This window comes from uncultured Paraglaciecola sp. (genome assembly GCF_913058035.1).
Lineage (GTDB): Bacteria > Pseudomonadota > Gammaproteobacteria > Enterobacterales > Alteromonadaceae > Paraglaciecola.
This window is the reverse complement of sequence record NZ_CAJXPA010000053.1, coordinates 1-25,941: the sequence shown is the minus strand read 5'-3', so window position 1 is coordinate 25,941 and position 25,941 is coordinate 1. Positions and strand designations below refer to the sequence as shown.

At 39.8% G+C, this 25,941-nt stretch carries 24 protein-coding genes; 7 read left to right on the top strand and 17 right to left on the bottom strand.

Annotated features, from left to right (window positions below):
* Window positions 1–203 precede the first annotated feature (203 nt).
* Window positions 204–557, bottom strand: a complete 354-nt coding sequence (locus tag QZ562_RS09090; protein ID WP_293759307.1) for a hypothetical protein — start codon at window positions 555–557, stop codon at window positions 204–206.
* 99 nt (window positions 558–656) lie between these two features.
* Window positions 657–872 (bottom strand): hypothetical protein, encoded by a 216-nt coding sequence (locus tag QZ562_RS09085; protein WP_293759306.1) that lies wholly within the window; start codon window positions 870–872, stop codon window positions 657–659.
* 247 nt (window positions 873–1,119) lie between these two features.
* Between QZ562_RS09085 and QZ562_RS09080 the strand changes: the two genes are divergently transcribed.
* Entirely contained in the window at window positions 1,120–2,085 is a 966-nt protein-coding gene (locus QZ562_RS09080; protein WP_293759305.1) for an integron integrase, read from the top strand.
* On the opposite strand, the gene QZ562_RS09075 is transcribed toward QZ562_RS09080, so the two are convergent.
* Both QZ562_RS09075 and QZ562_RS09070 read right to left on the bottom strand, forming a co-directional pair.
* Window positions 2,082–2,417: a hypothetical protein gene (locus tag QZ562_RS09075; RefSeq protein WP_293759304.1), complete on the bottom strand. Its 336-nt coding sequence runs from the start codon at window positions 2,415–2,417 to the stop codon at window positions 2,082–2,084. The genes QZ562_RS09080 and QZ562_RS09075 overlap by 4 nt on opposite strands.
* Window positions 2,418–2,621: 204 nt before the next feature.
* Entirely contained in the window at window positions 2,622–3,080 is a 459-nt protein-coding gene (locus QZ562_RS09070; protein WP_293759303.1) for an ATPase, read from the bottom strand.
* Window positions 3,081–3,743: 663 nt separating this feature from the next.
* Between QZ562_RS09070 and QZ562_RS09065 the strand changes: the two genes are divergently transcribed.
* The 3 genes from QZ562_RS09065 (at window position 3,744) to QZ562_RS09055 (ending at window position 6,493) form a co-directional block, all read left to right on the top strand.
* Window positions 3,744–4,712 carry a patatin family protein gene (locus QZ562_RS09065; RefSeq protein WP_293759302.1) on the top strand — a complete coding sequence of 323 codons (969 nt, stop codon included), beginning with the start codon at window positions 3,744–3,746 and terminating at the stop codon, window positions 4,710–4,712.
* A gap of 147 nt (window positions 4,713–4,859) precedes the next feature.
* Window positions 4,860–5,846, top strand: a complete 987-nt coding sequence (locus QZ562_RS09060) for an amidoligase family protein (RefSeq protein WP_293759301.1) — start codon at window positions 4,860–4,862, stop codon at window positions 5,844–5,846.
* Window positions 5,819–6,493 carry a gamma-glutamyl-gamma-aminobutyrate hydrolase family protein gene (locus tag QZ562_RS09055; RefSeq protein ID WP_293759300.1) on the top strand — a complete coding sequence of 225 codons (675 nt, stop codon included), beginning with the start codon at window positions 5,819–5,821 and terminating at the stop codon, window positions 6,491–6,493. The genes QZ562_RS09060 and QZ562_RS09055 overlap by 28 nt, the downstream gene beginning before the upstream one ends.
* A 268-nt stretch (window positions 6,494–6,761) precedes the next feature.
* On the opposite strand, the gene QZ562_RS09050 is transcribed toward QZ562_RS09055, so the two are convergent.
* The 7 genes from QZ562_RS09050 to QZ562_RS09020 all read right to left on the bottom strand — a co-directional run bounded on the left by QZ562_RS09050 (window position 6,762) and on the right by QZ562_RS09020 (window position 14,836).
* Window positions 6,762–7,175 carry a hypothetical protein gene (locus QZ562_RS09050; RefSeq protein WP_293759299.1) on the bottom strand — a complete coding sequence of 138 codons (414 nt, stop codon included), beginning with the start codon at window positions 7,173–7,175 and terminating at the stop codon, window positions 6,762–6,764.
* 173 nt (window positions 7,176–7,348) lie between these two features.
* Entirely contained in the window at window positions 7,349–7,585 is a 237-nt protein-coding gene (locus QZ562_RS09045) for a hypothetical protein (RefSeq protein WP_293759298.1), read from the bottom strand.
* A 194-nt stretch (window positions 7,586–7,779) separates the two neighbouring features.
* Entirely contained in the window at window positions 7,780–8,763 is a 984-nt protein-coding gene (gene hflC / locus QZ562_RS09040) for a protease modulator HflC (protein ID WP_293759297.1), read from the bottom strand.
* On the bottom strand, window positions 8,760–9,848 hold the full coding sequence (hflK, locus tag QZ562_RS09035) for an FtsH protease activity modulator HflK (RefSeq protein WP_293759296.1): 1,089 nt from the start codon (window positions 9,846–9,848) through the stop codon (window positions 8,760–8,762). The genes hflC and hflK overlap by 4 nt, the downstream gene beginning before the upstream one ends.
* A gap of 747 nt (window positions 9,849–10,595) precedes the next feature.
* Complete coding sequence (locus QZ562_RS09030; RefSeq protein ID WP_293759295.1) at window positions 10,596–11,333, bottom strand: ZIP family metal transporter; 738 nt, start codon at window positions 11,331–11,333, stop codon at window positions 10,596–10,598.
* A 493-nt stretch (window positions 11,334–11,826) separates the two neighbouring features.
* Window positions 11,827–12,447, bottom strand: coding sequence for a response regulator (locus tag QZ562_RS09025; protein ID WP_293759294.1), 621 nt, complete (start codon window positions 12,445–12,447; stop codon window positions 11,827–11,829).
* Window positions 12,437–14,836, bottom strand: coding sequence for a PAS domain S-box protein (locus QZ562_RS09020; protein WP_293759293.1), 2,400 nt, complete (start codon window positions 14,834–14,836; stop codon window positions 12,437–12,439). Before QZ562_RS09020 ends, QZ562_RS09025 begins: the two co-directional genes overlap by 11 nt.
* A gap of 239 nt (window positions 14,837–15,075) precedes the next feature.
* Here QZ562_RS09020 and QZ562_RS09015 point away from each other — a divergent pair, with 239 nt between their 5' ends.
* Window positions 15,076–15,849, top strand: a complete 774-nt coding sequence (locus QZ562_RS09015) for a sulfite exporter TauE/SafE family protein (protein WP_293759292.1) — start codon at window positions 15,076–15,078, stop codon at window positions 15,847–15,849.
* A 261-nt stretch (window positions 15,850–16,110) separates the two neighbouring features.
* Here the strand turns inward: QZ562_RS09015 and QZ562_RS09010 are convergent, their stop codons facing one another.
* The 6 genes from QZ562_RS09010 to purU form a co-directional block, all read right to left on the bottom strand.
* On the bottom strand, window positions 16,111–16,800 hold the full coding sequence (locus QZ562_RS09010; protein ID WP_293759291.1) for a hypothetical protein: 690 nt from the start codon (window positions 16,798–16,800) through the stop codon (window positions 16,111–16,113).
* A 2-nt stretch (window positions 16,801–16,802) separates the two neighbouring features.
* Window positions 16,803–19,703, bottom strand: coding sequence for a 2Fe-2S iron-sulfur cluster-binding protein (locus QZ562_RS09005; protein ID WP_293759290.1), 2,901 nt, complete (start codon window positions 19,701–19,703; stop codon window positions 16,803–16,805).
* Window positions 19,700–20,002, bottom strand: coding sequence for a sarcosine oxidase subunit delta (locus tag QZ562_RS09000; RefSeq protein ID WP_293759289.1), 303 nt, complete (start codon window positions 20,000–20,002; stop codon window positions 19,700–19,702). Before QZ562_RS09000 ends, QZ562_RS09005 begins: the two co-directional genes overlap by 4 nt.
* Window positions 20,003–20,016: 14 nt before the next feature.
* Complete coding sequence (locus QZ562_RS08995; protein WP_293759288.1) at window positions 20,017–21,264, bottom strand: FAD-dependent oxidoreductase; 1,248 nt, start codon at window positions 21,262–21,264, stop codon at window positions 20,017–20,019.
* Between the two features lie 106 nt (window positions 21,265–21,370).
* Window positions 21,371–22,285 carry a bifunctional methylenetetrahydrofolate dehydrogenase/methenyltetrahydrofolate cyclohydrolase FolD gene (gene folD, locus QZ562_RS08990; protein WP_293759287.1) on the bottom strand — a complete coding sequence of 305 codons (915 nt, stop codon included), beginning with the start codon at window positions 22,283–22,285 and terminating at the stop codon, window positions 21,371–21,373.
* Complete coding sequence (purU, locus tag QZ562_RS08985; protein WP_293759286.1) at window positions 22,257–23,129, bottom strand: formyltetrahydrofolate deformylase; 873 nt, start codon at window positions 23,127–23,129, stop codon at window positions 22,257–22,259. The genes folD and purU overlap by 29 nt, the downstream gene beginning before the upstream one ends.
* 204 nt (window positions 23,130–23,333) lie before the next feature.
* Between purU and QZ562_RS08980 the strand changes: the two genes are divergently transcribed.
* Together QZ562_RS08980 and QZ562_RS08975 are read left to right on the top strand one after the other, a co-directional pair.
* The gene (locus QZ562_RS08980) at window positions 23,334–24,185 is read left to right on the top strand and encodes an IclR family transcriptional regulator (protein ID WP_293759285.1); all 852 of its coding nucleotides are present in this window, start codon (window positions 23,334–23,336) and stop codon (window positions 24,183–24,185) included.
* 331 nt (window positions 24,186–24,516) lie between these two features.
* Window positions 24,517–25,527, top strand: coding sequence for an Ldh family oxidoreductase (locus QZ562_RS08975; protein ID WP_293759284.1), 1,011 nt, complete (start codon window positions 24,517–24,519; stop codon window positions 25,525–25,527).
* Window positions 25,528–25,941: the final 414 nt, after the last annotated feature.

Genomic DNA, 25,941 nt, shown 5'->3' with positions numbered 1-25,941 from the left:
GTAAATGTGATGACCAACTTCCTTTTAATGGTGTGACTAATTGCCCCACACTGCCGAGCTAAAAACTTACCAGTTTGCGTACCCAATTACCAGTAGCCACATTGAATAACGGATAGGGCTACTAACGCCTACAATAACGGGAAAAGCTAAGCGACAGCGAGGCTTTTTCCCAATGAGCGAAGCGAATGTTGTTTATTGTTTTGTTAGGCATTTTGCATTACAGGCCAATAAATTGAAGCTACAGAAAATACAATAAATAGGACAGAAGTACAAAAGCCAATAATTGATGCGCGGTAGAATAACTTATTGAATATTGGTGATTTATTTAGTTTAGGTTTGAGTGAAAAAGCAAACATAACTAACAAAATGAAAGCGGTAAGCCACCAAAAACGGTAAGAAGGGAAAACCCAAGAAAGTATAAGTGGTAACTGGGTATTAAACTCTCGAAAAATTTCTTCAAATGATCCCAAGATAAAGTAAGCACCGCCGCTGACAATTCCGACTGCTAAAGCAGAAGAAACCAAAAGTGTACTTACATGATTATTTAAACGTTCCATGTACTCTCCAAATGCCTAACGCTTTGCATATGGGGATTTTAGGAGCGCTTTTCAGCGAGTGAAATTCCCACCATGATGTTTTTGTTATACGTAATGCCGTTAACCATTTCTTTGTGATACTGGTAGGTCGGGCTTAAGCAGCAATACAATTAAATAAATTAAAGACAGCGGTGGGAACGCTGCTGAGCAAAAACCAAAAATTGACGTAATTCTTGGTGTTCCCGTTTTGCGCTTGCCCAAGTAATAACAAGTCACTGCCATTACAATTCCAAGTAAGAGCGCAAACTGAGCAAGATATGTTGCATTGATAGTCATTATCTAAACTTCTCCTTTGCGTATAACAGTTTAATCAGTCGGCTTGCCCCGTATTTAAACACGGTGACACGCCGGATATTTATTTTCTCTATTTTTATCATATTTCCTAAGTGACTGTATAGCCTAATTTTTCATTCCCCTATAAAAATTATAATGACAAGACTTGGCCAGACACCTTGATCTTGCGAATATGCGGAACTAGACTTAATACTGTATATTAAAACAGTATTAAGTTAGGAGCATAAAGATGTCTAAATCACCCTTTTTACAACTCATTTCTGACACTATGTTTGAGCGGCGTTACGCCAAACGTACGATAGAAACCTATTTGGTTTGGATAAAGGGTTACATCTATTTTCATCAAAAAAAACACCCTGTACAAATGGGAGATATTGAGGTTGAAGCCTACTTAAATCATTTAGTATTAAAAAATGATGTCGCAGCCAGCACTCAGTCAACTGCCTTAAATGCGCTGGCTTTTTTATATAGGGAGATAATAAAACAGCCCCTAAGCCTAGATTTACGTTTTGTTAAAAGTACCAGACAAGTGAAACTGCCAGTGGTTTTAACATTTGCTGAAGTAAAACGTTTTTTTGAGCATGTGAATAGTAACCACAGACTCGCCATTTCAATACTGTATGGTAGTGGTTTACGTTTAATGGAGTGTGTCAGGTTACGTGTACAAGATATCGATTTTGATTATAAATCATTACGAGTATGGAATGGAAAAGGAGGCAAACATAGGGTTGTGACCTTGGCAGATGAGTTAATCCCAAGTTTGCGTCAGCAAATCGTTTTAATTCAGCAGTATTTGTCTGCTGATTGCCATCATTCTGACTATCAAGGGGTTTGGTTGCCACATCGATTGAGAATTAAGAATTCTTCAGCGGCAAAGGATATCAAATGGCAATACCTGTTTCCTTCTAGGCAGTTATCAAAAGATCCCGAAACAACCTTTCTACGCCGCCATCATATCGATGAAACATCTTTACAAAAAGCGGTAAGGCATGCTGCATTTAAGGCGGAGATCCAAAAACACGTCACGCCTCACACCTTACGCCATTCATTCGCTACTCACATGCTTCAATCCGGCGCCGACATCCGCACGGTACAAGACCAGCTAGGCCATGCCGATTTGCGTACCACACAAATCTATACCCATATTTTACAACGTGGTGGTAATTCAGTGGTGAGTCCCTTTTCTCGCCTTTAGTGTGTGTAATGTTTACCAGTAGTATCAAAAGGTGCAGCCTGGGATTCAGCTTCAGGCAAAGTGATCGGCCATTTTTTATCTCTGTTTAGCCACATTTGTTCTGCTTGTTGATACGCCTCTGTCCATTCAAGTTTATTCACTAATACCAACATTAAACTTAACGTGCCAACCACAGCATGGTTAGCGTAGGTATGAATCTGTGGGGTCAGAAACGCTGATATATCGAATCGCGAGCGTCCCCTTATGGCTGTGAGATCAGTCGATCGACGCAACACATTGCCGACAGATAGAAGAAGTTGATATTGAAGGGGGTTAGCAGCAAGATGCAGCAATATAATTCTTTGTTCGTATGTCTGCCATTGTCGGATCTGCTGCCATTAGAATATCAACCATTGAACTAGGACAAATATAATTTCATGCCCATTCATTCAGTTCCAATCTTTAATGCCTAGTTTCAAACTTTACTATACTCGGACATTTGGTGAACGGACATATTGTGGCGATACAGCAATATTGTCACCTCCCCCCACTGCCAATTACATATCCGAAAACCGATTAGTCGATTGTACTATTCGCTTTATCTCGTTTTCCTCAACGTCTTTTATCGCATCAAGTAATTTTTTTGCACTGTCTATATCGATACGAGAGTAAATATGAATGTACAACTCAATGACTTGTTCGTGATGGTTTACTATTTTCTGCATAATGTGCGGTATATCTAATTCTTCAAAGAGTGAATCGCAATGGACATACTCAATAATCGTGTGTTTTTCGATATAATCAAAACACCAGGTGTTCAACGCTTTTTCGTCAGCGGCATTTTCAAGCCCTTGTACAATGTGCTCTAAACCTTCTTCATGCTCTGACAAGTAACTAAGGATCATTCTTGCTCGTTCATCTTTATTTTGTTTAGAGCTATGTTTTAAGCTTATTTTTAAATTTTTATGAAATAAAACCGTCCAATTGAGTACATCTCTAATTGTTTCAACTTGCATATTGTTATTCCTAATTTTAGTAATATCTAGCTCCGCTTATTTACTCAGGACTAGTTGCATTATGTGGTGACGCCAAGGTTTATAGCTCGCAATATATAAGTCCAAATTCCGCACATCTATAACTGTCAAAGACCTTAGCCACACTTGACTCAACGAAAATCACCCATCGGCTCTGGCTCATTTATGTAATCTAATGCGGTGGCTTGATTACTCACGATGTAAGACAAAATGATCAGCGTAAATTTAATTGCTGTTGTGATTATTTGTATCTCCCTTATTGGTCTTTTAGCGGGCGATAGTCTAACTAAGCACGTTTGTATTGTAGTGTAGTGTGTTTTTTAAATGCTAATTCTTTTAACCAGATGCATCAGTCGAAGAATGCAGAATACATTGAACCTTCTGGGTTTAAAATTAGGGATAACCCGTACTTGAATGCGGGGACCTCTAATTTCATAAAATTAATTATCGCTCTATCATACTGTTTAAACATTTATTGCTAGGGCCACTTTGGACTTAGTTCAACCTGCATCGAACACGAGATTAGGAGGTAATACTGATGATTGTCGACTCAAGTCTGATCGCCGAACAACGTATGTTGAAAATCCCTTGCTCGCTGGTTATTTAGACTTCTCTTAAAAAGTAAATATTTGAAAAAGGCCCAACATGCATCTCCTATCATCACCCTCCCCCATTAATCCCGGTAAAGCAACGCGCAGTAAAATGGCGCTTATTGCTGAAGGTGGTGGTCAACGAGGGATATTCACAGCAGGTGTATTAGATGCTTGGTTAGAGTGTGAATTTGACCCCTTCGATTTATTTATAGGTACATCTGCTGGTTCACAAAATCTCACCAGCTTTTTATCTGGTCAAAAAGGCTACGCAAAGCGATTCATAAGTGAATTATCACGTCGTAAACGTTTTTACCAACTGGGCCGTGGATTAGTAGGGGGAAATATTGTCGATTTGGATTGGTACTTTGATAAAACTATTAAAGGTGTTTATGCCTTAGACTTTATGGCGGCAACAAAATCATTAGGACAACGAGAGTTATTAATAACCGCGACCAATTCACGCAATAGACAAGGTTATTTTTTAAGCCCAAACGGTGATAGCAGTAACTGGCGCCAATTACTGAAAGCCTCGAGTGCATTACCTTTTTTGTATAAGCAAGGGGTTAAATTAGCACCGCGATTAAATGTAAGTAAAGTTAATCAGACAGAAACAAGCGTTGATTACCCTCAAGCTGACTTCTACCTTGACGGTGGACTTGCTGCGCCGTTACCAGTGCGTGAATCTTATCGTCGCGGTGCCCGAAAAATTGTAGTTATTCGCACTGTTAATGAAGATCTCCATACTCAGTCCGCTTGGGTACGTAACCTAAAGTCATGGATTTACGAGTCTGCATATTGCCCAAAAATCGTCAGTTACTTGGTTCAGCATGAGCATGCTTATCAGCAAGAGCTAACCTTTATGGATGACCCTCCTGAAGATGTCGAGGTGATTCAAATTTTTGCAAAAAACAATCTTCAAAGTAAGCAGTTAAGCAGTACCTATATGGATTTACAACACGATTATCGTGCCGGTATCGCGGCGGGTAATACTTTTTTACAGGATAAAAAGAGAGCGAGTTGAAATGATCAGGTCCTTTGGTAAGCTACCGTATTGCAAGGTGTCAGCAACGGGACCAAAAAGTTTTTACTCTTCAAACCTTACCGTCAGCCAACTATCTTAAGTGTGTCAACAAGGCGTTTTACTATTTGCATAAAGGAGATTTTCACAATGGATCAAAAGGTTACTTTTAAAACGCCATCGGTCACTACTAAAGGTGACGGGAGTTCCCGTAGAGTCGGATTTGAGTTGGAATTTTCTGGGCTGACCTTAGATGAAACTGTTGACACCGTTCAGTCATCCCTTGGTGGAAATCTCGGCGTCAAAAACGCAGCTGAGCAGCTTATTCATGTCGCTTCAATGGGTGATTTCAATGTTGAAATTGACTGGGACTTTCTTAAACGAACAGCCAAAGCCAATAACCACAATGAAGAAGATGACGAATGGATCAAGCAGCTTAGTAAAGTCGCGAGTGCTCTGGTTCCTGTGGAAGTCGTCTGCCCACCTATTCCAATAACTAGCCTTAACCTTCTAGAGCCTATGGTATCAAGATTGCGCAGAGCTGGGGCGGTGGGAACCGAAGAATCACTCATTGCGGCATACGGCGTGCACATTAACACGGAAATTCCCAACCTTGATGCTGAGACATTGTTTGCTTACTTACGGTCTTTTTCTTTGCTTCAGTGGTGGTTGGTTGAGGCTCATCATGTCAATACCTCACGCAAGATAAGTCCTTATATAGACCTGTACCCAGAGAGCTACGTTACGTTATTGGCATCCCAGACGTCTCCGTGCATAGATAAAATTTTTGATGATTATTTAGAGTACAATGCAAGCCGTAACCGCGCTTTAGACTTGCTCCCTCTTTTAGCCGAGATAGATAAACCGCGAGTTTTCAATAAGGTTGATGATCCCAAAATCAAGTCCCGACCGGCCTTTCATTATCGACTGCCTAATTGCAATATCGAACACAACGATTGGTCACTGGCACAATCATGGAATATCTGGTGGGTCGTTGAGCAATTAGCGCAACGCCCAGATGATCTTAAGGCACTCAGTGGTGCATTTCTTGATGCTGGGCAACCTCTAATCGGAGTCATCCGCAACAAATGGGTGAAATATTTAGACCAATGGTTAAAAGACCACGAATTGGTGTAAGCGGCAACACAAAACGCTGGTCGCCCAGTTGGTGGTGCACAGCGCTTGCCCTAAGATTAGCAGGTGCTATACCAGCACGTATCAGTGCACGCCATTCTCAAAATATAGAGTTCATTGATGCATTAATTGTAGGTGGAGGAGATGATATTGATCCTAAATACTATGAGGGGGAGACGAATAATAAAGACAAAATTGACATTAAACGTGACCAATTGGAAATCGATTGGGTTAAAAAAGCATTGAGGAAAACTACTCCCCTGATAGGCATTTGCCGCGGAGCCCAGCTGATTAATGTGGTTTCGGGCGGTTCTCTTTTTCAAGATATTAGATCGTTACGACAGCGTACTGACAATCGCCCTGGTTTATTGCCAACTAAACAAGTTCAAGTCTCAAAAGGTTCCCTGTTGGCTCGTATTCTCAACACGCGACATCTGCGGGTTAACAGTCTTCATCATCAAGCAATTAGAATGACTGGAGCTAACCTTAAGGTAGTAGGCTGGGATCTAGACAACATTACTCAAGCTATAGAATCAAAAGAAGACAACATCATCGGCCTGCAATGGCATCCTGAATACCTTATCTATTTACCTTCACAATTTGCGATATTTCGTTGGCTTATTAAGTGCACCAAAAGAGGTACTTTTTAAATGCTCGATTACGCCTGCTTGCCACATGTTTTATACCATTCCATATAAAAGAATGATCTAATTGCTCGCTCCTAATTCAGGGGCAGAGCAAGATTTGCTTAATCAGGAGGCTTTGCTTTTTTCTGTGCTCTTGGCTCTGTGTGCGCTTCACAGAGCAAAGATTATATTAGCAACCCACAAAGAATACTAAATACAGATCCAAGGGATTGGGTAAAGGTGGGCAGTAATTAAAATGAAATGGTACAACATATGGGAGACAATCGTAGTACTAAAATGACTCTGACAGGTTTATTGCTGCGGGCTGCATTATTTTTTTAGCCTTTTCTATTTGATGATGAGCCTTGGTTTGTACTACAACTGACCATTGATGATGAGTGGCGTGCCGAGCGCTATTAATCGCTTGTTCATGATCCGGGTGCATAGATATAGCACCAGCAATTAACAAACCGATAAAAGCACCTAAAATAGCCACAGCCGCTAACATCATCACTGGGCTTGATGTGGCAAAAGCAGGGTCAATCGTCATTAATACGCCTGCGATTATAAGCCCAACCTCGGAACTGACTAAGCCTAATATCAAATGTGAACTTAGGACAGTCTGACCGTTCCCTTTGCTGTTAGGCTCCAATTTATGCTCAAAATCGATACTTTCAGGACTCGCGGTATCAATCTGCTCTACCAAAAAACCCTCCCCCACTTTGATTAGCTTCTCAGACTATTTGTTTGCGCAAGATTCTTCATTATATATACCAACCACTTTACTAGGATAATATTCGTCGACGATGTTAAGTTCCATGTTTCTTCACCTCCAATGTTAAGGATTAAAACAGCACCTGATGATGTATAAAGCCAATACTAGTTGTGTAACCGTGTTGGAATATCTTCAAGTAACTTTATGATAGTGCCATTATTTTTACGTTTAGCTATATCAATGAGATAGTTTTTTTCAAGCTCTTGCATTGTTTCGTTTGCCAACAATTCTTTTACTAATAATTTTTTTACCAATTGTTCCTCCTCATTCACTATGGAGGTGTTCAAGGCCGCAAAGTTTGGAATATTCGTTTCATTTTGATCAGTATTGTTAGTTCTCATTAGTCTCGCTCCGTTAATTATCCATTATTAAGTTTTTAAGTTAAGCAATATTATCGCGTCTGCTACATTCAACTTTCTGGATAAGCTAAACATGTAAAACGCGTCTCTGATGGTGTTTTCAGAGGCGCCTATGCAATCAGTTAAAGTCACTTTTATTTGGACGTCTAAAACTCATCCAACCAACAGAATACATACTAGTTTTTGAGGCTTAACTTACCGGTTTGGGTGTGTTGCAAATACTGAAATAGTTCGCTGTCAGTCGACAACACCAATGTCGTATTTTGACCAAGGGTCGGCTCAAGAGCCTGCAAAGAACGGGTAAATGCATAAAATGCGACAGCTTGTTCGTTTTGATTGTAGGCTGAAGCGTAAATAGCGGCGGCTTTTGCGTCGGCTTTACCTCGAATTTCCACGACCTCACGATAGGCTTCCGATTGAATCTTATCCAGGTCTCGCTCTCGATTGCCTCGTATGCGTGCCGCTTCACCTTTACCTTCTGACAAAAAGCGTTCCGCTATTTGACGACGTTCGCTTATCATGCGCTCGTAAATTTTAGGCCGTACGCTTTCATTATAGTTAATGCGTTTAAAGCGAATATCCATGAGCTCAATACCGAACACTCGCACTTTTTCTGCCGCTGCATTGAATATATCTTGCTCTACGACTAAGCGGCCCTCAGTAATAGGCACCAAACTTCCAATATTCTGCTCTTTTTCAGCTTGGGTGAGTGATGCGTCACGTAAAGGCTGGCGATCTTTAGTGGTTCGAATAATTTCAATTAGCTCGTGTGTGGCTACTGCGTTTCGGGTTTCACTACCAAAAATATCATCCAGTCTAGATTGTGCGCTGCGCTCATTGCCCAAACGCAAGAAGTATTGCAGAGGGTCGGTCACCTGCCAACGTGCATAAAGACTGACAGAGATATAGAGTTTGTCTTTGGTCGGCATATCAGACGGTGTACCTTCCCATTCCAATACTCGCTTATCAATAGTATTAACTTTCTGAACAAATGGCAGCTTAAGTTGAATACCAGCGTCAATAATGGGCTCTCCCACCGGTTTACCAAACTGGGTAATAATCGCCTGTTCTACTTCGTTAACGGTATACAAAGCGCTATACAACGTCACTGCTACAACCGCGGCTAAGATACTGCTGCCGACTATCAAATAAGGTTTCATGGCTGTTGTCCTTTTATTTTTTGAATGTTTGAAGGCGTTAAGTTGAGCAAGGGCAATACACCGAGCGCTTCGTTATCAATAATGATTTTGTCTTTAATTGTTGGCATCACTTCTTGCATTGTTTCTAGATATATTCGCCTGCGTGTTACTTCCGGTGCCTGCTGGTACTCAGCAAACAGCGCATTAAAGCGCAATGCGTCGCCCTCGGCCTCATTAATTCGTTTGAGCCGATAACCGTCAGCTTCCCTTATACGTTGGTCACGTTCCCCCTCGGCCAGCGGAATAATGCGGTTATATTCGCGGCGAGCCTCGTTGATAAGCTTCTCTTTTTCTTGCTGAGCTTGATTGACTTCATTGAATGAAGCCTGCACTGGGACAGGAGGGTTAATATTTTTTAGCTGTACCTGATCAATACTGATTCCCATCACATATTGACTTGCTAATGCTTGCATCTTGCTCAAGGCTTCAACTTCAATCTCTTGTCGGCCGATAGTAATAACTTCATCAACCGTTCTATCACCCACCACTTCGCGCATAACTGATTCAGACACATAACGCAAAGTGCCAGCAGGATCACGGACCTCAAACAAATAATTTTTAGGATCGGCTATGCGATATTGAATCACCCATTCAACCAACGCAGTGTTTAAATCACCTGTCACCATTTGGGTTTCCGCTACTTGATCATTTGCTGGTGAAATACTTGACCGAGCTGAACGAATATTATTATTAGGATTAATGTTCTGATCAGGATCGGTAGCCCCAGGGGTAGAAAAGCCAAACTCCTGTTTTAACTGGCGTTTGGTCGGTACTATATTGACGCGGTCAATTCCTAATGGCACTTTTAAGTGTAAGCCTGGTCGCAAAACTTCTTGAAACTTACCAAATCTTAAGACCACAGCAACAGAATCGCTAGGCACTGTGTATAAAGAGGTATAGGCCGTTATACACAAAAGCACCAAGATTAAAACTGATATACCCGTTTTAAACTTACCACCCGACAACAACTTATATTTATGTAACATTTCACTCGCGACTTTATCTAAATCGGGCGGGCCACTTTTACTTTCACTTTGTGGGGACATGAAGTTCTCTTTTTTTAGAAACTAGAAATCGTTTTATGAGTGTATTCTTATCATCATTTGGGATTTTCATCATCATGACCTCTTATTTCTCGCCAATTACGTTAATGTAAAGACTGTCGCATAAAGCTTAGAATAATTAATTGAATAGGTCTGTAAGGGATAATACTTAGGGTTTATAATTAACAGCTGGGTATAAACAATTAAATTTATCGAGCTTGTGTATTCTAATTAATCTAAAGGTTTTATTGTGTAAAGGATTATCATGGCGAATGATTTGGAAAATTTAGCATTACAGATGAAATAACATTTTTTAGCTTAATCCAAAATATCATGTACTCACTATTATAATTTGGGTGCGCAAAGAGGTTGTGTAGCAGTGATTTTTTATGAAGATAAACATGAGCATAAAAACAAATGGTTTTAAGGTGCAAAATGCGAAAACTTACCCCACATGCCTCACCAGAATTGGTTATTGGTGATTCTTATTAGCGTGATGTGGAATACATGTAGTAGCGGAGTTTCTGTAACGGATAAGCATTAAATGATGGTTAAACTGGTGGGAAATTTCAGTAACTAGGAATTAATTTGCACTTCTATTTATATGCGCTTCTATTTATATGCGTTTCTAATAAGAAAAATGAAATTTAACTATTACGTCCATTGAAATCATTTAAATGATGCACCTTTTCTAGGCTCTGACATGATCACTGTAAAATCATACTTTATCAGGTTAAAACATGAACACAATCAAGGCATTACCAATACCAACAAGTAAATACCTGATATAAATGCGACTCCATTTACAGCCTTACTTTTTAGATTGGTATCTTTATTTTTACTCATTTGTGGGATTAAGTCTGATGCACCAATATAAATAAAATTACCTGCGGCAAAAGGAATAAGCCAAGAAACACCGAATTGAAACGAAAATATATAGGTAATTACCCCCCCGAATAAAAAAGTTAGACCAGATAGGAAATTAAAAAGCAGTGCTGAGCCCTTTGACCAGCCACCGTGAATTAACACAGCAAAATCTCCCAACTCTTGCGGTACCTCATGTGCGGCTGCTGCTAGCCAACAGACGATGCCTAAACGAATATCTATTATAAACGCACCGGCTATAACCATACCGCCCAAAAAATTGTGGAGCCCATCACCGATTAAAATCAGGTACGTCAAAGGCTCCTTACGCTTAATTGGCAGTTGATGGTTATGGTGCCAATGCAAATATTGCTCAAGCAGTAAAAAAGCGGTAAATCCACAGACGATTAATATGCCAATAGTCACAATGCTGAGATTGGCTTTAAGGGCGGCTGGGATCATATGAAAAAACGCACCACCAAGAAGCGAACCTGCAGCAATCGCCACTAAAGGTTCTAGCACTTTTTCAAGGGTCGACTGTCTCAATAATAGAGTTAAACTGCCTACCAGTGCTATTGAACTCATCGATACACCACTGACAATTATCCAGTTCAGTGTTGTCATCAAGCGACTCCTACTTTCAGTTGTTGCGAGGTGGTATAAAAAGCGTTGATTAAGGTTTAATAAGTCAACTACACACAAATCTAATTGCCTTTAGATTCTGCTGTAAGATTCTCATCTTTGTATGGTTGCTTCTATTGTGGATACCCACTAACCAGTGGACGTTAATATGAGGAAACTCCTAACATTTGTGACTTATTTTTCTTGTTGAGATGAAAGAGTCTTAACTAATTAACTGAGTGATTGAATTTATGGAGTTTCACAAAATAAAAGTGCGCAACTTTTGGTGTTCATCAACCCCAACCGTTGATAGATTTTTTTAACTTAAGGCGATTAAAAATAGAAAATAGAAAATAGAAAATAGAAAGGCATGACGATTTCAAATGTAGATTCAATGAATATTGATATCCCTAAAAATGCAGTGATAGAAATGCAGTTATCTTATTGTATGATTTTAAAATTATCCTTTTTATGCCATTAAAATAACGTTGAAAAACTAATCTAGTTGCTCATACATAATCTTAATCCGAACTAATTCTGCAAGTGTTCTCACTTCTAGTTTCTCCATAACATGAGAACGATGAACCTCAACTGTTCGTTCGCTAATACCAAAATCCGCAGCAATGACTTTGTTCATAGAACCATCAGTAACACGATCAAACACTTCTCGTTCACGGGCTGACAACAAATCTATTTTGTGCTTATATTTATCTCTGTGTTTGTTGTTTATTTGTTTATCTTGTATGTGGTCAATTTCAAGCGCTTCGTTGATGCGTTCAAGCAAATGGTGTTCATTAAAGGGTTTACGAATAAAATCGATTGCCCCTAACCTCATGGCTTCAACGGCCATGGGTATATCACCATGGCCAGTTATAAAAATGATAGGTATTAAACAGTTAAGCTTTTTAAGTTTACGCTGAACTTCTAAACCACTCATTTTGGGCATGCGTATGTCTAAAATCAAACAGCCTGTCATATTAGCTTCATATGCGACCAAAAAGTCATGACCTGAGGCGAAACTTCGAGATTCTTGCCCCATTGATTCAAGTAGCATTTCCAATCCATCTCGGATACCTTCATCATCATCAATTATAAAAACCGTCTGTTTATTTGTCATTGGGGCTCCCTTCTTCATGTATTGGCAAGGTAAAGTAAAAAATGGCTCCTGCTGGTTTATTATCAGAAAAGTGGATGTGGCCGCCATGTTCTTCTACTATGCTTTTAGAAATCGAAAGTCCAATACCTGTACCATTCTTTTTAGTGGTAGAAAATGGTGTAAACAACGTATCAATCATTGTTTCAGGGATTCCACAACCCGTATCTACTACCGATATTTCAACATTATTTTCAGCATTAATTATTATTTGAAGTTTTATTAATGCGCCATTCTTACAAGATATGGATTGCATTGCCTCCATCCCATTACGTAATAGGTTGAGGATAACTTGTTGTATTTGCACGCGATCAACAAATACATTCGTATTTTCCTTACAAGTAAGGAGCTGTATGCTGATATCGCACAATCGTGCTTCTGACTCTGCCAGTTTTTTCACTTCATCAATCAATATAGCGCTAGCAATCACTTCTTTAGAACGGTCACCCTGTCTTGTCATGAGCTGCACACGTTCAAGCACAGAGCCAGCACGGCGAGCATGTAAACTTATTTTTTCAAATATTACGGGGAGTCTTTCAAACTTACCTTTTTCAGAAAAGTTTTTACCCGTTTGAGAAAATAATGAAATAGCAGTTAAAGGCTGATTGATTTCATGTGCAATGCCTGCAGCCATCTCACCCAGTGCATTAAGCCTGTCTGCATGAGCCATTTGTTCGATATGTGAAATGGCTTCGTCTTCGAATGTACGTTGTTGGGTAATATCTTTAATCAGCCCTACAAACATTTTCTTCTCATTGTTGTGAATTTCACTCACAGATAAGTAAATGGGAAACGTTGTGCCATCTTTACGCTTGGCCACAAGTTCTCGACCTTTTCCAATAATATGCGTTTCGTTGGTGACTATATATTTAGCTAAATACTGGTCGTGATGATCGCTATATGGTTGTGGCATTAGAATTTTTACGTTTATGTCTTTTACTTCATCAAAGGAATAGCCAAACATATTTTGTGCCGCATTATTAAAACTTCGGATCTGCCCGCTGTTATTAATAGTGATAACAGCGTCAACCACGGAGTCAACTATTGCATCAGAAAATGCGTAACTTTGAAGCAGATCAACTTCAGCCTGTTTAATAGAGGTAATGTCCGTAATAAAACCTTCAATTATGAAATCGTCATTTACAATAGAACTGACTGGCTCGCCCCTTTCCCATATTAAACGTACATCATTATTTTTGGTTATAATGCGATATTCAAGTTCAAAAAGGCGCTTAGTTTTTAGGGAGTGGTTAATGGTCTTGCATACCCGTTCATAGTCATCAGGGTGAATGAGTTTGCCCCATAATATGTTGTGTTTCTCGAATTGCTTTTTTGAGTGCCCCGTCAAAAGCATACATCCCTCACTAACAAAGATCATGGGCCGGTTAGTTCTATTAAAAGCTTGATAGGCCATACCCGGTAAGTTTTTAAGTAGTTGTGCTGTTTTTTTCAAGTCATCTTTAGTTAGTTTTGTTTTATTGCGTGCAGACATTAATGTATAGACTGCTAAGGTAATAAAAAAACTCAATAAAATGCCAAGCACAATTAAAAGGCTGAACATTCTGAAAAGTGTAAAGGGGCCAAATTCATTGCTGGGCATCAGATTTACCTGCCATCTCTGCCCCATGATTTCAAAAGATGATTGCTTGTTTGATGCGTTTGAAATAGATGAGTGGTTAATTTGGTCTGAATAGACTTTTTGTTCGTCAATAAATAAGGTGAGTTTATGCTCTGCTAATAAATAAGTAGGTAAAACGAATTTAATATAGGGATCAAAAAGAATGACACTGACCATGAAACCTTCTATTTTTTTACTGCTTGGCTGTGTTTTTAAGATGGGAACATAAATCCCTAATCCTAGCTTTCCTTTAAGTGAATTAAGTGGAACCGTTATCACTGCACTTTTTCCTTCTTGGGATTTCAATTCGGATAATAGCGCTAGGGGCTGAAATGCTAAATTAAAATCTACTGATGTTTCATTCCCTTCAATCGGCAATATCTTGCGTACGCGGAATGCACTATCCAACCAACCGATTGAATCGTATCCCTGCTTAGAATAATACAAATCCTTACTAAGCAGTGCCCATTCGTCATCTGACATATTATTAGAAATTGCAGACAACTCAGCAAATTCGGTAAGGGACACCATCCGCCTGTGAATATCTTCTTCAAGTAATGTTTTGATCCCATCGGCAGCATTTTGTGTTACTCGATCAATATGTGCTCGCTCTTGTGCCTCAATATACAAAACAACAAATGCAATTAAACACGCAGAAAATATGCCTGCTATGACTGAGTACCACAAGATGGCAACTTGCGGCGAAAAAGAAATTCGCCATTTGTCACTTTCCAATAATATGTCTCCTTTTGACTAATCCTTTAATACTCAGCCAATATGGATTGTCTGTATTTTGATGTCAACTAGATGCAAGTAAATCAGGCGGATGCTTTCATCAGCCAGTTTGGTTAGAAAAGTGAGTATCTATACCCAAAAAATATCTGTGTTTTAGGTAAATCAATAGAATAAAATAGCCTTTAAACCAGATGTGTTATGGTGTGCGTCTTTACATACTTTCAGGCTTATTGTTAAAGATGTCATTTGAGCTGGTATTGCTTTTTCTCGCAGGTTTTTTTGGCGGTGTGCTTAATTCAGTTGCAGGCGGCGGTAGTTTCATTACATTTCCTGCGCTAATTTTTTTTGGACTTCCTCCCATTGTAGCAAATGCGACCAACACATTTGCATCATGCGCCGGTTATATAAGCGGTACTTATGCCTTTCGAAAAGAGCTTTCTAAACATAAAGATGAACTCCCTCTAATCATCTTCATTAGCTTGATTGGTGGTGTTGTCGGTGCCTGGTTATTGTTGCAAACACCTGAAAAAGTATTTCAAGAGGCGATCCCTTGGTTGCTATTATTTGCTACCGTATTGTTTATTTTTGGCAGTAATATTAATTTGGGGTTTAAAAAAATAGCCTCTGATCGTAGACACGCTTCAACCGTCGGCAAAGTTTTATTAGTCATTATACTGCTGGGGGTGTCGACCTATGGTGGCTTTTTCAACGCGGGTCTGGGTATCATAATACTTAGCTATTTAGCGTTAGCTGGCCATACCAATATCAACGCCATGAATGGCTTAAAACTATTAGTGTCGTCTGCGGTCTCATTGATTGCCATCTTGCTATTTATTTATAATGATTTAATCGCCTGGTATGAAGGGGCTTTCGTATTATGTGGTACCTTAGCAGGAGGATATGTAGCGGCAAATGTATCACGCCAACTGCCTCAAAAAAACATCAGGTATTTTGTTATTTTGGTGAGTATTGCTTCCACTGTGTATTTCTTTTTTGATGTTTACGCGGGATAGTTTTTATTTTTCGAACAGTTCTAACAGTCTTCGAATTAATTTATTGGGTTGGAACAAGCCTCAACGGTGAAACATCTATAGTGACAAATCTGCTTCGGTAGAAAAACTGATCGGTACAACTGGGTGATGTTACGACCTACTTAGGCATCGCAACTACAACTCAAGAACAAGTCAAAATAAGCCAGAACAAATATCCTGTCTATTCTACAAACTATGGCCAAGATTACTTGGCCATTTTATCTGTTTTGGGCTGAATAACTTTCAATCTATCCCTAAGGCGTCTGTACCCACAACATGCCCATTAAATTCATTCATAGCATCCAGTAGCGAATCCCATAAATACTCTGCTGAAGAGCTGTCACTCAAAATTGAGAAAACAGGTATTTTATTAACCTTATGTCGCACAATAACCGCATTCACTCTTGCAACAGATGTTTGCACAATGGCATCAAGCGGAAAAGATTGTTTTCGCAAATCTACGCCACATAATTTAGCCATAGTTTGCTCTATGTATTCACCCGTTAACATAAACCATGCATGACTATCCTGACAATATAAGCGATAACAATTATCTGGTACGGGACGTGCTGTTAGTTCCTGTAGCGTTTTCCCCATAGTAGTTGACCCATCTAACACCCAGTATTCATTCTCACTTAAGCGCAATGACATCAGGGATGCAGCTTCATTTTGCTGCAACATATTAGGCTTACTTGGAACAGGCAGCTTAGCAGCATCTAAATGAGACCTTGCGTTTGTTCCCCGAAAACCAATCCGGGCAGCGACTGACATGTCAATTAAAGCCAAATTAGCGGCGAGTTTTTTACTGTCGCCCTCAGAAGCCACTTTCGTCACTAAGGCACTATCACCCATATTTTTCAAAGTAATAGCATCCATTTTTCTGTAAACAAAACTACGCTGATTAAATATCTCAGATGTTTTTGTAGCACTCATGGTTATAGCTCCTGGCGCTTGTTTTCTGGATCATAGAAAGGCAACTTAACCACCGTGGCTTTAACGACTTGGCCTTTATCAACTCTGATATCTATAGATGATCCGGGGTCACACTGATTAATACCTGCATATGCCATTCCGATAATAGAACCCACTGCAGAAGAATATTCACATGAGGTTACATTGCCACTAATATCACCGTCTTCCAGAACTAGATGGCCTTCTTTTGGTTTCATCGTTTCTTTAGGCAACACGAAACCAACCAGCTTACGCGTCTGTTGTCGTGCCATCACAATATCGACTGAACGGCTACCTACAAAAAACGGTTTTTTGCGATTAATCGCCCATCCCATTGATACCTCACCTGGGTGACTCATGCCGTCTGTATCTTGACTGATAATAATATGGCCTTTTTCTAAACGTAGTAAACGTTGAGTTTCTACTCCAAATGGTTTTATTTGAAACTCTTCACCCGCACTTATGATTGTGTCCCATAACGCTTCGCCACAACTGGCTGGAACATGAATTTCATACCCTAGTTCACCCACAAATCCGACTCGAAGTAGTCGTGCTGAAATTCCGGCAACCTTACCTTCGCGATAAGCCAGATAAGGAAAAGCCTCAGGACTCAAATCCACACCTTCTGTTATCTTTTCAATTACCTTTCTTGAGTCAGGACCTGCAACGTTAATCGCAGCAAAAGCAGATGTGACGTTGGCAATATCAACATTCAAACGCCATTGAGCGTTCCACTTCAACATTTCACGATACACATGCTCTACACCACTGGTAGTGGCAGTGACATAAAAATGCTCTTCATCAATACGGCAAGCAACACCATCATCAATAACCACGCCATACTCATTTGTGAGAACGGCATACCTTGTTTTGCCAATAGGCTGTTTTAAAAATGCAAAGGTATAAATACGGTTCATAAATTCTGCAGCATCAGGTCCGCGTAAATCGATTCCACCGAGCGTACTAATATCGATTATGCCAACTTTATTGCGTACATGTTTCGACTCAAGCTGCATGCAGTTGTCGCGTTCAGTTGGTTGCCCATAAAATGCTGGCCGCTGCCAGTTCCCTGCGGGCATCATTTTAGCGCCCAATTCAAGATGACGATAATGCATAGCAGTATGACGAACAGGATCAAAAACCCGCCCTGCTACATGGGCTAGTTTCTCAGGTGCATATGGTGGACGAGCCGTTGTAACCCCTGTTTCTGTGACGCTACGATCAGTTGCGTTAGCCACTAAACGTGCGGTGGGTAGCGCAGAATGACGACCTTGTGATGGCCCCATGCCTACAGTCGAAAAACGTTTTACCAATTGAATGTCGCGATAACCTAAACGTGTGGCATTTACAATATCTTTGGTTTGTAGGTCTTCATCAAAATCGACAAAGTCCTTACCTTTAGGATGACTAAAGATTGGCCAGTCAAAATTCACTTTACTGGAACACGTTTCTTCTTGGGGCAGTTCTATATCATGGCCTAAATTTTTCAAGGCTCTACAGGCGGCAAATTCGCCATCTTTCATAACTGTATCTAATGAATAAATGCCATTGACTGAACCTGCAATGTGCAAGTGCTGAGGCAAATTTGAGAGAGAAAACTCCGAATTATCATCATATGATAACTGAGCACCTGCTTGGCAAAGCAATGGGTATGCGGGCATATAGCCTGCCGACATACATAATAGGTCGCATTGAATAATGTCTGATTGTTCAGATACTTGCCCTTGAGCAACAATTTCACGCACATCAACGGCTCGAATATGACGGTTACCTCTGGTTGCTAACGCTTCGTAAATCGTCTGCCCTTGTTTAACAGTGATCCCTTTATTTTGAACAGCTACTAATAGTTCAACAGAATCACTGGTATTTCGCATATCTACTAATGCAGCAACATCAACTCCATTCTCGTGTAATTCAAGAGCAGCTAAATAGCCATCATCGTTACCTGTTAAGACAACGGCTCTTTGGCCAGGTTTAACCGCATACAACTTCATTAATCTGGTTGCAGCGCTACACATAATAATGCCGGGTAAATCATTATTACGAAACACAACGTGTTGTTCAAACGCCCCAGATGCGACGATGCATTCTTTTGCGCGCACCTTGTACATGCGCTTGCCTTGAATAATCGGCAGATAGTTATCAGTAAACCATGCATTACAGGTAGCGTTCATCAACACCTTAATATTGTCATGTTGTTGAATTTTTTCGGTCAATTTAATACGAAGCAAGTCCGCTTTTTCGCCCTGTATATCGAAGCGATGATATGCAAGCGCCCCGCCCAGTAAACCAAGCTCTTCTACAAGCAATACCTGACAACCCGCATCTGCTGCCTTTAATGCAGCACTCAATCCAGCAGGACCTGCACCCACCACTACCACATCATGAAACAAATATGCCTTGTCGTAATACTCAGGTTGAAACTCCAGATCAAGTTTACCCAAACCTGATTTTTTACGAATAAAAGGTTCCCATTTTTCCCACATACCCATTGGTTTGAAAAAGGCGCGATAATAAAAGCCAACAGGCATAAATCGGCTAAAATATCCTAAAATTGCATCGCGATCGTTTACTAAAGAACCGCTATAGTTCTGACCTGCTACTCTTTGCCCAGAAACAACTAATTCTTTATCAGCAAGCACATTGGGTTCACCACCCAGTTGCACCATAGTATTTGCATCTTGCCCCGCCATAGTCAGTGGACCTCTGGCACGATGATATTTAAAAGAACGAGACATTAGCCATCGTTTATTTGCAACTAATGCACTGGCAATTGAATCACCTTCCAGGCCCTCATACTGCAAACCATCAAACTCAAAATTGACTGTCTTTTTGTGATCAACTAATAAACCCATAGGTTTTTTTAAGCGCATTGAATTACTCATGTCTCAGCCTTTTCGAGTTTGGGTGCAAACTCAACTCGTTTATTAAAAATCTCTGATGCATGATAAGTTCGAACCACGTTATCTGTTCCAGTATGTCTGTCAGCAATAAACCAAAAACTTGTTGCAGCATGCAACCACCATTCACGCACTACCCCGATATTGTTATCAGAATAAAATACATAATCAGCCCATTCAGCATCACTACAACTATTGGGATCAGGCATCTTCGTGACTTCACCGCCATATACAAATTCGCTTATATTTCGTGGCCCATTTAACGGGCAAACCATAATTTTCATAATCTCAACCTCGCTTAGTGGCTAGCTGCAGTAGCGCCCATTTCATTAACCTGACGAAACTCTTTAAATCGATCCATAGCAAAAGGAGCAATAAGTTTGGGTACTTTGCCACCACTAGCAATCAACTCGGCCATGGTTTTTCCACAAATAGGCGTCGCTTTAAACCCCCATGTTCCCCAGCCAGCATCCAGGTAATAATTGTCAACAGGGCTAAGCCCCATAACAGGACTGTAGTCAGATGTCATATCTGTCACACCTGCCCATTGACGCAGCAACCGAAGATTTGCCATAAAAGGAAACATTTCAATAGCACTGGATAAAAGACTTTCTTTCAACTCAAGTGTGGAACGCGTGTTGTACAACGGATAAGGATCCGAACCACCACCAAAAACAATTTCTCCGCGGCTTGTTTGTTGCACATAACAATGTAAAGCCGAAGAACTCACCATTTGATCCAGAAAAGGTTTAACCGGTTGAGTAACCATTGCCTGTAGAGGATAAGATACGATGGGAAGCTTAAAACCAGCCTTTGCCGCCAATAATGAGCTATGTCCTGCAACTGCTTGCACAGCACAACCACATTTAACGATCCCTTTATTGGTTTTAACTCCAACAACCTTATTATTTTCTACAATGACATCTAAGACTTCTGTGAGTTGATGTAACTCAACTCCGCGCTGAGTGGCGCCTTTTGCGTAACCCCAAGCAACGGCATCGTGTCGGGCCGTCGCTCCATCCATATGCCATAGGCCAGCCAATACAGGAAGGTGTCCAGGATTCATATTGAGTGTAGGCACAAGCTCTTTAATTTCTTGAGGGCCAATTAATTCAGTTTTTCCACCAAAATGTGTACTCACCTCTGCTCGCTGACGAAAACCTCTTATAGCTGCATCTGTGTGTGCAAGTGTTAACTGTCCTCGCTGCGAATACATAATATTAAAATCAAACTCATTCGAGAGATTTTTAAACATATTGACCGATTCGCTATAAAACTTCACACCTTCAGGTGTCATATAATTAGAACGAATAACAGCCGTATTTCTCGCAGTATTACCTCCCCCTAAATAACCTTTTTCTAAAATAGCTACATTAGTAATTCCGTGATACTTAGCTAAATAATAAGCGATAGCCACACCATGTCCGCCGCCACCTATTATGATTACGTCATAACTGGATTTTAATTTAGTCGGAAGTGGTAAATCAGCATGTTTCTCGAACGCATAATCTTTTTTTAGACCGTATTTTAATAATGAAAAAGGCATTAGTTTCGCTTCCCAAGAGATATGGTTGGTAGACTCAATAAACCGCAAGGAAGTGATAAGTTTAATAGAGAAAAATTAAAGAGGTTAATTAAGGAAAGAAAAGAACTCATTTGTTAGACACCTGGTTGCGCGCCGCTGTTAGAGTGTTTTTCATTAGGCAAGCAATAGTCATAGGACCAACACCACCTGGAACTGGGGTAATAGCATCTGCCCAAAGTTCAATATCGTTAAAATCGACATCACCAACCAGTTTTCGCTTCCCATCAATGTTGACCACATTGATGCCAACATCAATAACGGTTGCACCACGTTTGATCCAACCAGAATTAATCATATTGGGTCGACCTACAGCCGCAACAATAATATCTGCTTGTGAACAAAGCTGTTCAACATTATGACTGCGTGAATGCACCGTAATAACAGAACAATCTGCTTGCAATAACATCGAAGCCATCGGTTTACCCACAATATTTGAACGACCGACGACAACGGCCAGTTTCCCACTTAAATCAGGGTGTATACTTTTTAATAACAGCATGCACCCGTATGGCGTGCAAGGTTTAAGTGTTGCAGTTCCAGCGACTAATGCGCCAACATTAATTGGGTGGAAACCGTCGACATCTTTATCTGGGTGAATGGCTTCGATAACCGCTTTCTCATCAATATGCTTTGGTAATGGTAATTGCACCAAAATGCCATGTACCGCTGGATTATTATTTAAACTTTGGATCGTTTCGATAAGCTCTACTTGCGAAGAAGCGATGGGCAGCATGTGTTTAGTAGAATGAATTCCCACTTCAGAAGCTCGCTTAATCTTATTACGCACGTATACCTCACTGGATGGATCTTCACCTACTAAAACAACGGCAAGCCCAGGAATAGTATTATGAATATCACGAAATCCCTGTACTTCGACTACTAACTCTTGAATAATTTCTTGCGCTATTTTTTTACCATTAATTATTTTTGCCACAACTTGATCCCCACTGCACTTATTTAAAAACAAGAGTTTTGTTTCCATACAAAAACACACGATTTTCACAATGTAATTTCACTGCCCGCGCCAGTGCAATGGTTTCTGTATCACGACCAATAGACACTAATTGTTCAGCACAATCAGCATGATCAACAGGTTGCACAGCTTGTTCAATAATCGGTCCCTCATCTAAATCTGAAGTGACATAATGCGCTGTGGCACCAATAAGTTTAACACCCCGCTCAAAGGCCTGATGATAAGGCCTAGCACCTTTAAAGCCTGGTAAAAAAGAATGATGAATATTAATAGCATGACCTGATAACTCTTTACATAAACTATCTGATAAAATCTGCATATATCGAGCAAGAACAACCAGCTCTGTATCTGTTTCTTTTGCTAAATCAAGCAATGCCAATTCTTGCTCTCTTTTATTCTCTTTTGTGATAGGTAAATGCACAAAACGAATGCCTTCTCGCTCAGCCATAGGCCGCAGGTCTTTGTGATTTGATACTATTGCTGTAATTTCTATGGGCAATTCACCTTTGTGAAAACGATAGAGCAAATTAGCCAAGCAATGGTCTGATTTACTGACCATGATTAATACGCGTTTAGGAATTGAGGAGTCATATAGTTGCCACTCCATATCAAACTGTTTGGCGATATCAGTAAAACCTTCTCGGATCAGACTAATATCAAAATCTTTAAGGTCAACTCGGCACACAAGACGCATAAAAAAACGCTCATTAATTTCATCGTCGTACTGGTTTAATTCAGATATGTAACAATTTTTAGCCCATAAAAACGACGTTATTGCTGCAACGATGCCACCAGTCGCAGTGCATGTGACCTTAAGCACAAGCTCAGTTGATTGAGATTTTAGCTTTATCATGATTATTCACCTTATCTTTATATACTTATTTCATATATGAACACTCTATTCTTATATGATTTAAATCACTTAATTAGTGTTGAAATATTGCGCTAATAACTCACTATATAATTAAACTTTCCTTATTTCAACAGGAACTTGCTTTTAAAGTAAAATTATTGATAATAACTTCATATATACATAAAAAATTCAAATATGATGATTATGAAAAATTCCACGAAACCTAATGATAGTCCTAATGATAGTCCTAATGATAGTCCTAATGATAGTTCTAATGGTAGTTCTAATGGTAGCTCAAACGATTCAAGTTATACCGTTCCTGCGTTATCTAGAGGTTTACTGATTATAGAAATGTTTAGAAATACAAAACGGGTACTCAGCACCCAAGACTTTTCTGAAGCATTACAAGTGAGTCCCTCTTCGATTTATCGCATTGTGCAAACACTCATCGATATGAAATACCTCAGTAAAGTTGCACGTAATACTTATGAATTAGGCCCTCAAGTTATTTCTAATGGATTTTCTTACCTTGCAAGCCGCGACCTAGTCGATGTCGCAGCACCTCATTTACAACAATTGCGCGACTCAACCTCAGTGTCTTGTCACCTCGCAATTCTTGATGGCTGGGAAACAATATATATATATCGTGCGTTAGCATCTCAACGTTTATCTGTTAATGTGCCTATAGGCACAAGGTTACCAAACCATACAAATGCACTAGGTCGTGCCTTATTGAGCCAAAAGACACCAAAAGAATTAAGTCAATTGTATATCGGTAAACAACTGGATAACCACCCTCCACCTCATCCACAAAATTTATTAGAGCTGGTAGAGCTCATTCAAATTGAGCAAAATCAAGGATACGCTATCAGCCGCTCTGATAATGCGACCGCTATTGCGGCACCTTTATTTAATTATGCCGGAGAGATAGTCGCTGCGATTAATGCATCAGGCCCCGATGTAGTTATGAAAGATAAAGTAGTCAATCATGGGATCATGGAACAACTACTCAAAACAGCGGCTAAAATATCCATGGAGCTAGGTTATCGTGCATAAAACAAAGTATTCATTACCTTAAAATTGATATGAACACGCGAGCTTAAATCTAGCTCGATTAAAACTTGATTAAATTTTATTGGCGTTTCTGATGGACTTTCAAACCAACCTGCCTATTATTCATGTCACATATTATCCATATATAAGCAATGTCATTCACTATTAATGTTTTACACATACAGATTACATTGACTTAAAATAATAACTTCGACACAAAAATATCTTATTTTTGAAGCGTTTTTTGTTAGTTATTTTTTAACGATGGTCTTTTTGATTAGAATCATTAATAAAAAATGAGTGTTTATAATAACAATGTCACTAGGGGCACATCATGTCAGAGATAAATATTACCTTAAAAGATGTTTACGAAATAACACTAGCAGCGCTAAAGGGCGCCGGCGCAAATCAAGATAACGCTGCTTCTGTTGCCAGATCGACTGTTCTCGCAGAACGTGATGGAACACGAAGCCATGGCTTAATGTATGTCCCCATCTATGCTGAGCACATAATCTGCGGCAAAGTAGATGGTGCTGCAAAAGCTGATGTTAACTGCACTCGTCCAAGTGCAATCTGTGTCGATGCAAAATCAGGTTTTGCGCACCCTGCAATTGATGCAGGCTGGGATGCTTTTACAGCAGCAGCTCGAACAAACGGAGTCGCTGCAATGACGATATATAACTCTTACAACTGTGGTGTTTTAGGTCATCATGCTGAAAGATTAGCAGAGCATGGCTTAGTTGGTTTGTGCTTCACACACGCACCCGCATCAATAGCTCCCGTCGGAGGCAATAAGCCCGTTATTGGTACTAACCCAATTGCAATTGCTGTTCCAGACGCAAATGGTGGCGCAGCCATTGTAATTGACCAATCTGCAAGTGTCGTTGCAAAATCAGAAATAATGCTACGAGCGCGCACAGGAAAAAGTATAGAAAACCACTGGGCACTTGATGAGCACGGACAACCCACCACTGATCCTAATCTTGCCTTGAAAGGTTCAATGGCTCCATCAGGAGGCTACAAAGGCTTTGGTATTGGTTTATTAGTGGAAATACTCGCTTCCTGTTTATCAGGAGCTGTACTTAGCAAAGATGCGAGTCCATTTTCAGGAACAAAAGGGGGTCCTCCCAATACCGGTCAATGTTTCATTGCTTTTGATCCCGGCGCATATTCAGGTGATACCTTTATTGAAAAAATAAATATGTTGGCTGCAGCTATTTCAGATCAGGAAGGCGCACATTTACCCGGCTCTAAAAACAAAGTCAATCGACAACGTACCGCCGATGAGGGCGTTATGGTCAGCAAAGAACTATTGGATAAGATCAAACATTACGCAACAATGTAAAATAAGTTAATCTTATTGCCTCGAAAATAAATATTATATTTTGATTGAATGCGGATCTACTAATCAGGGTCCAATTTAATTCTGAAATTATACGAGTTTTCATTTATATTATTAGTAATAAACTTCGCATAGTCTCTAGTGTCATCATTCGTAGACAAACTTGTTTCCTGGCATCACCTATTTCATTTGTCAAAAAGTGTGATTATTTTTAATTTAAGCACCTCTGATTTCTAATCGTTTTTTATAAACACTTATATAACTTAGATATACATTAAAAATAACTAACTCAAGCAGATAAGTATGATCAGGAAAAAATATTTCCTAATAAATTTAAGTCATTAATTAAATCTGCTTATCAATGTATTCGATTTTTTAATTTGAATACTTATCTGACATGAAAGAATATGTGATAGC

What these genes read in the sequence shown, in the direction of transcription:
- QZ562_RS09025 (WP_293759294.1), bottom strand. Translation starts at nt 12,447, where the DNA reads ATGACAAATAAACAGACGGTTTTTATAATTGATGATGATGAAGGTATC.
- hflK (WP_293759296.1), bottom strand. Translation starts at nt 9,848, where the DNA reads ATGTCCCCACAAAGTGAAAGTAAAAGTGGCCCGCCCGATTTAGATAAA.
- QZ562_RS09005 (WP_293759290.1), bottom strand. Translation starts at nt 19,703, where the DNA reads ATGAGTAATTCAATGCGCTTAAAAAAACCTATGGGTTTATTAGTTGAT.
- folD (WP_293759287.1), bottom strand. Translation starts at nt 22,285, where the DNA reads ATGGAAACAAAACTCTTGTTTTTAAATAAGTGCAGTGGGGATCAAGTT.
- QZ562_RS09010 (WP_293759291.1), bottom strand. Translation starts at nt 16,800, where the DNA reads ATGAGTGCTACAAAAACATCTGAGATATTTAATCAGCGTAGTTTTGTT.
- QZ562_RS09080 (WP_293759305.1), top strand. Translation starts at nt 1,120, where the DNA reads ATGTCTAAATCACCCTTTTTACAACTCATTTCTGACACTATGTTTGAG.
- hflC (WP_293759297.1), bottom strand. Translation starts at nt 8,763, where the DNA reads ATGAAACCTTATTTGATAGTCGGCAGCAGTATCTTAGCCGCGGTTGTA.
- QZ562_RS08980 (WP_293759285.1), top strand. Translation starts at nt 23,334, where the DNA reads ATGAAAAATTCCACGAAACCTAATGATAGTCCTAATGATAGTCCTAAT.
- QZ562_RS08975 (WP_293759284.1), top strand. Translation starts at nt 24,517, where the DNA reads ATGTCAGAGATAAATATTACCTTAAAAGATGTTTACGAAATAACACTA.
- QZ562_RS09070 (WP_293759303.1), bottom strand. Translation starts at nt 3,080, where the DNA reads ATGCAAGTTGAAACAATTAGAGATGTACTCAATTGGACGGTTTTATTT.
- purU (WP_293759286.1), bottom strand. Translation starts at nt 23,129, where the DNA reads ATGATAAAGCTAAAATCTCAATCAACTGAGCTTGTGCTTAAGGTCACA.
- QZ562_RS09030 (WP_293759295.1), bottom strand. Translation starts at nt 11,333, where the DNA reads ATGACAACACTGAACTGGATAATTGTCAGTGGTGTATCGATGAGTTCA.
- QZ562_RS09085 (WP_293759306.1), bottom strand. Translation starts at nt 872, where the DNA reads ATGACTATCAATGCAACATATCTTGCTCAGTTTGCGCTCTTACTTGGA.
- QZ562_RS09000 (WP_293759289.1), bottom strand. Translation starts at nt 20,002, where the DNA reads ATGAAAATTATGGTTTGCCCGTTAAATGGGCCACGAAATATAAGCGAA.
- QZ562_RS08995 (WP_293759288.1), bottom strand. Translation starts at nt 21,264, where the DNA reads ATGCCTTTTTCATTATTAAAATACGGTCTAAAAAAAGATTATGCGTTC.
- QZ562_RS09090 (WP_293759307.1), bottom strand. Translation starts at nt 557, where the DNA reads ATGGAACGTTTAAATAATCATGTAAGTACACTTTTGGTTTCTTCTGCT.
- QZ562_RS09055 (WP_293759300.1), top strand. Translation starts at nt 5,819, where the DNA reads ATGGTTAAAAGACCACGAATTGGTGTAAGCGGCAACACAAAACGCTGG.
- QZ562_RS09015 (WP_293759292.1), top strand. Translation starts at nt 15,076, where the DNA reads ATGTCATTTGAGCTGGTATTGCTTTTTCTCGCAGGTTTTTTTGGCGGT.
- QZ562_RS09060 (WP_293759301.1), top strand. Translation starts at nt 4,860, where the DNA reads ATGGATCAAAAGGTTACTTTTAAAACGCCATCGGTCACTACTAAAGGT.
- QZ562_RS09045 (WP_293759298.1), bottom strand. Translation starts at nt 7,585, where the DNA reads ATGAGAACTAACAATACTGATCAAAATGAAACGAATATTCCAAACTTT.
- QZ562_RS09065 (WP_293759302.1), top strand. Translation starts at nt 3,744, where the DNA reads ATGCATCTCCTATCATCACCCTCCCCCATTAATCCCGGTAAAGCAACG.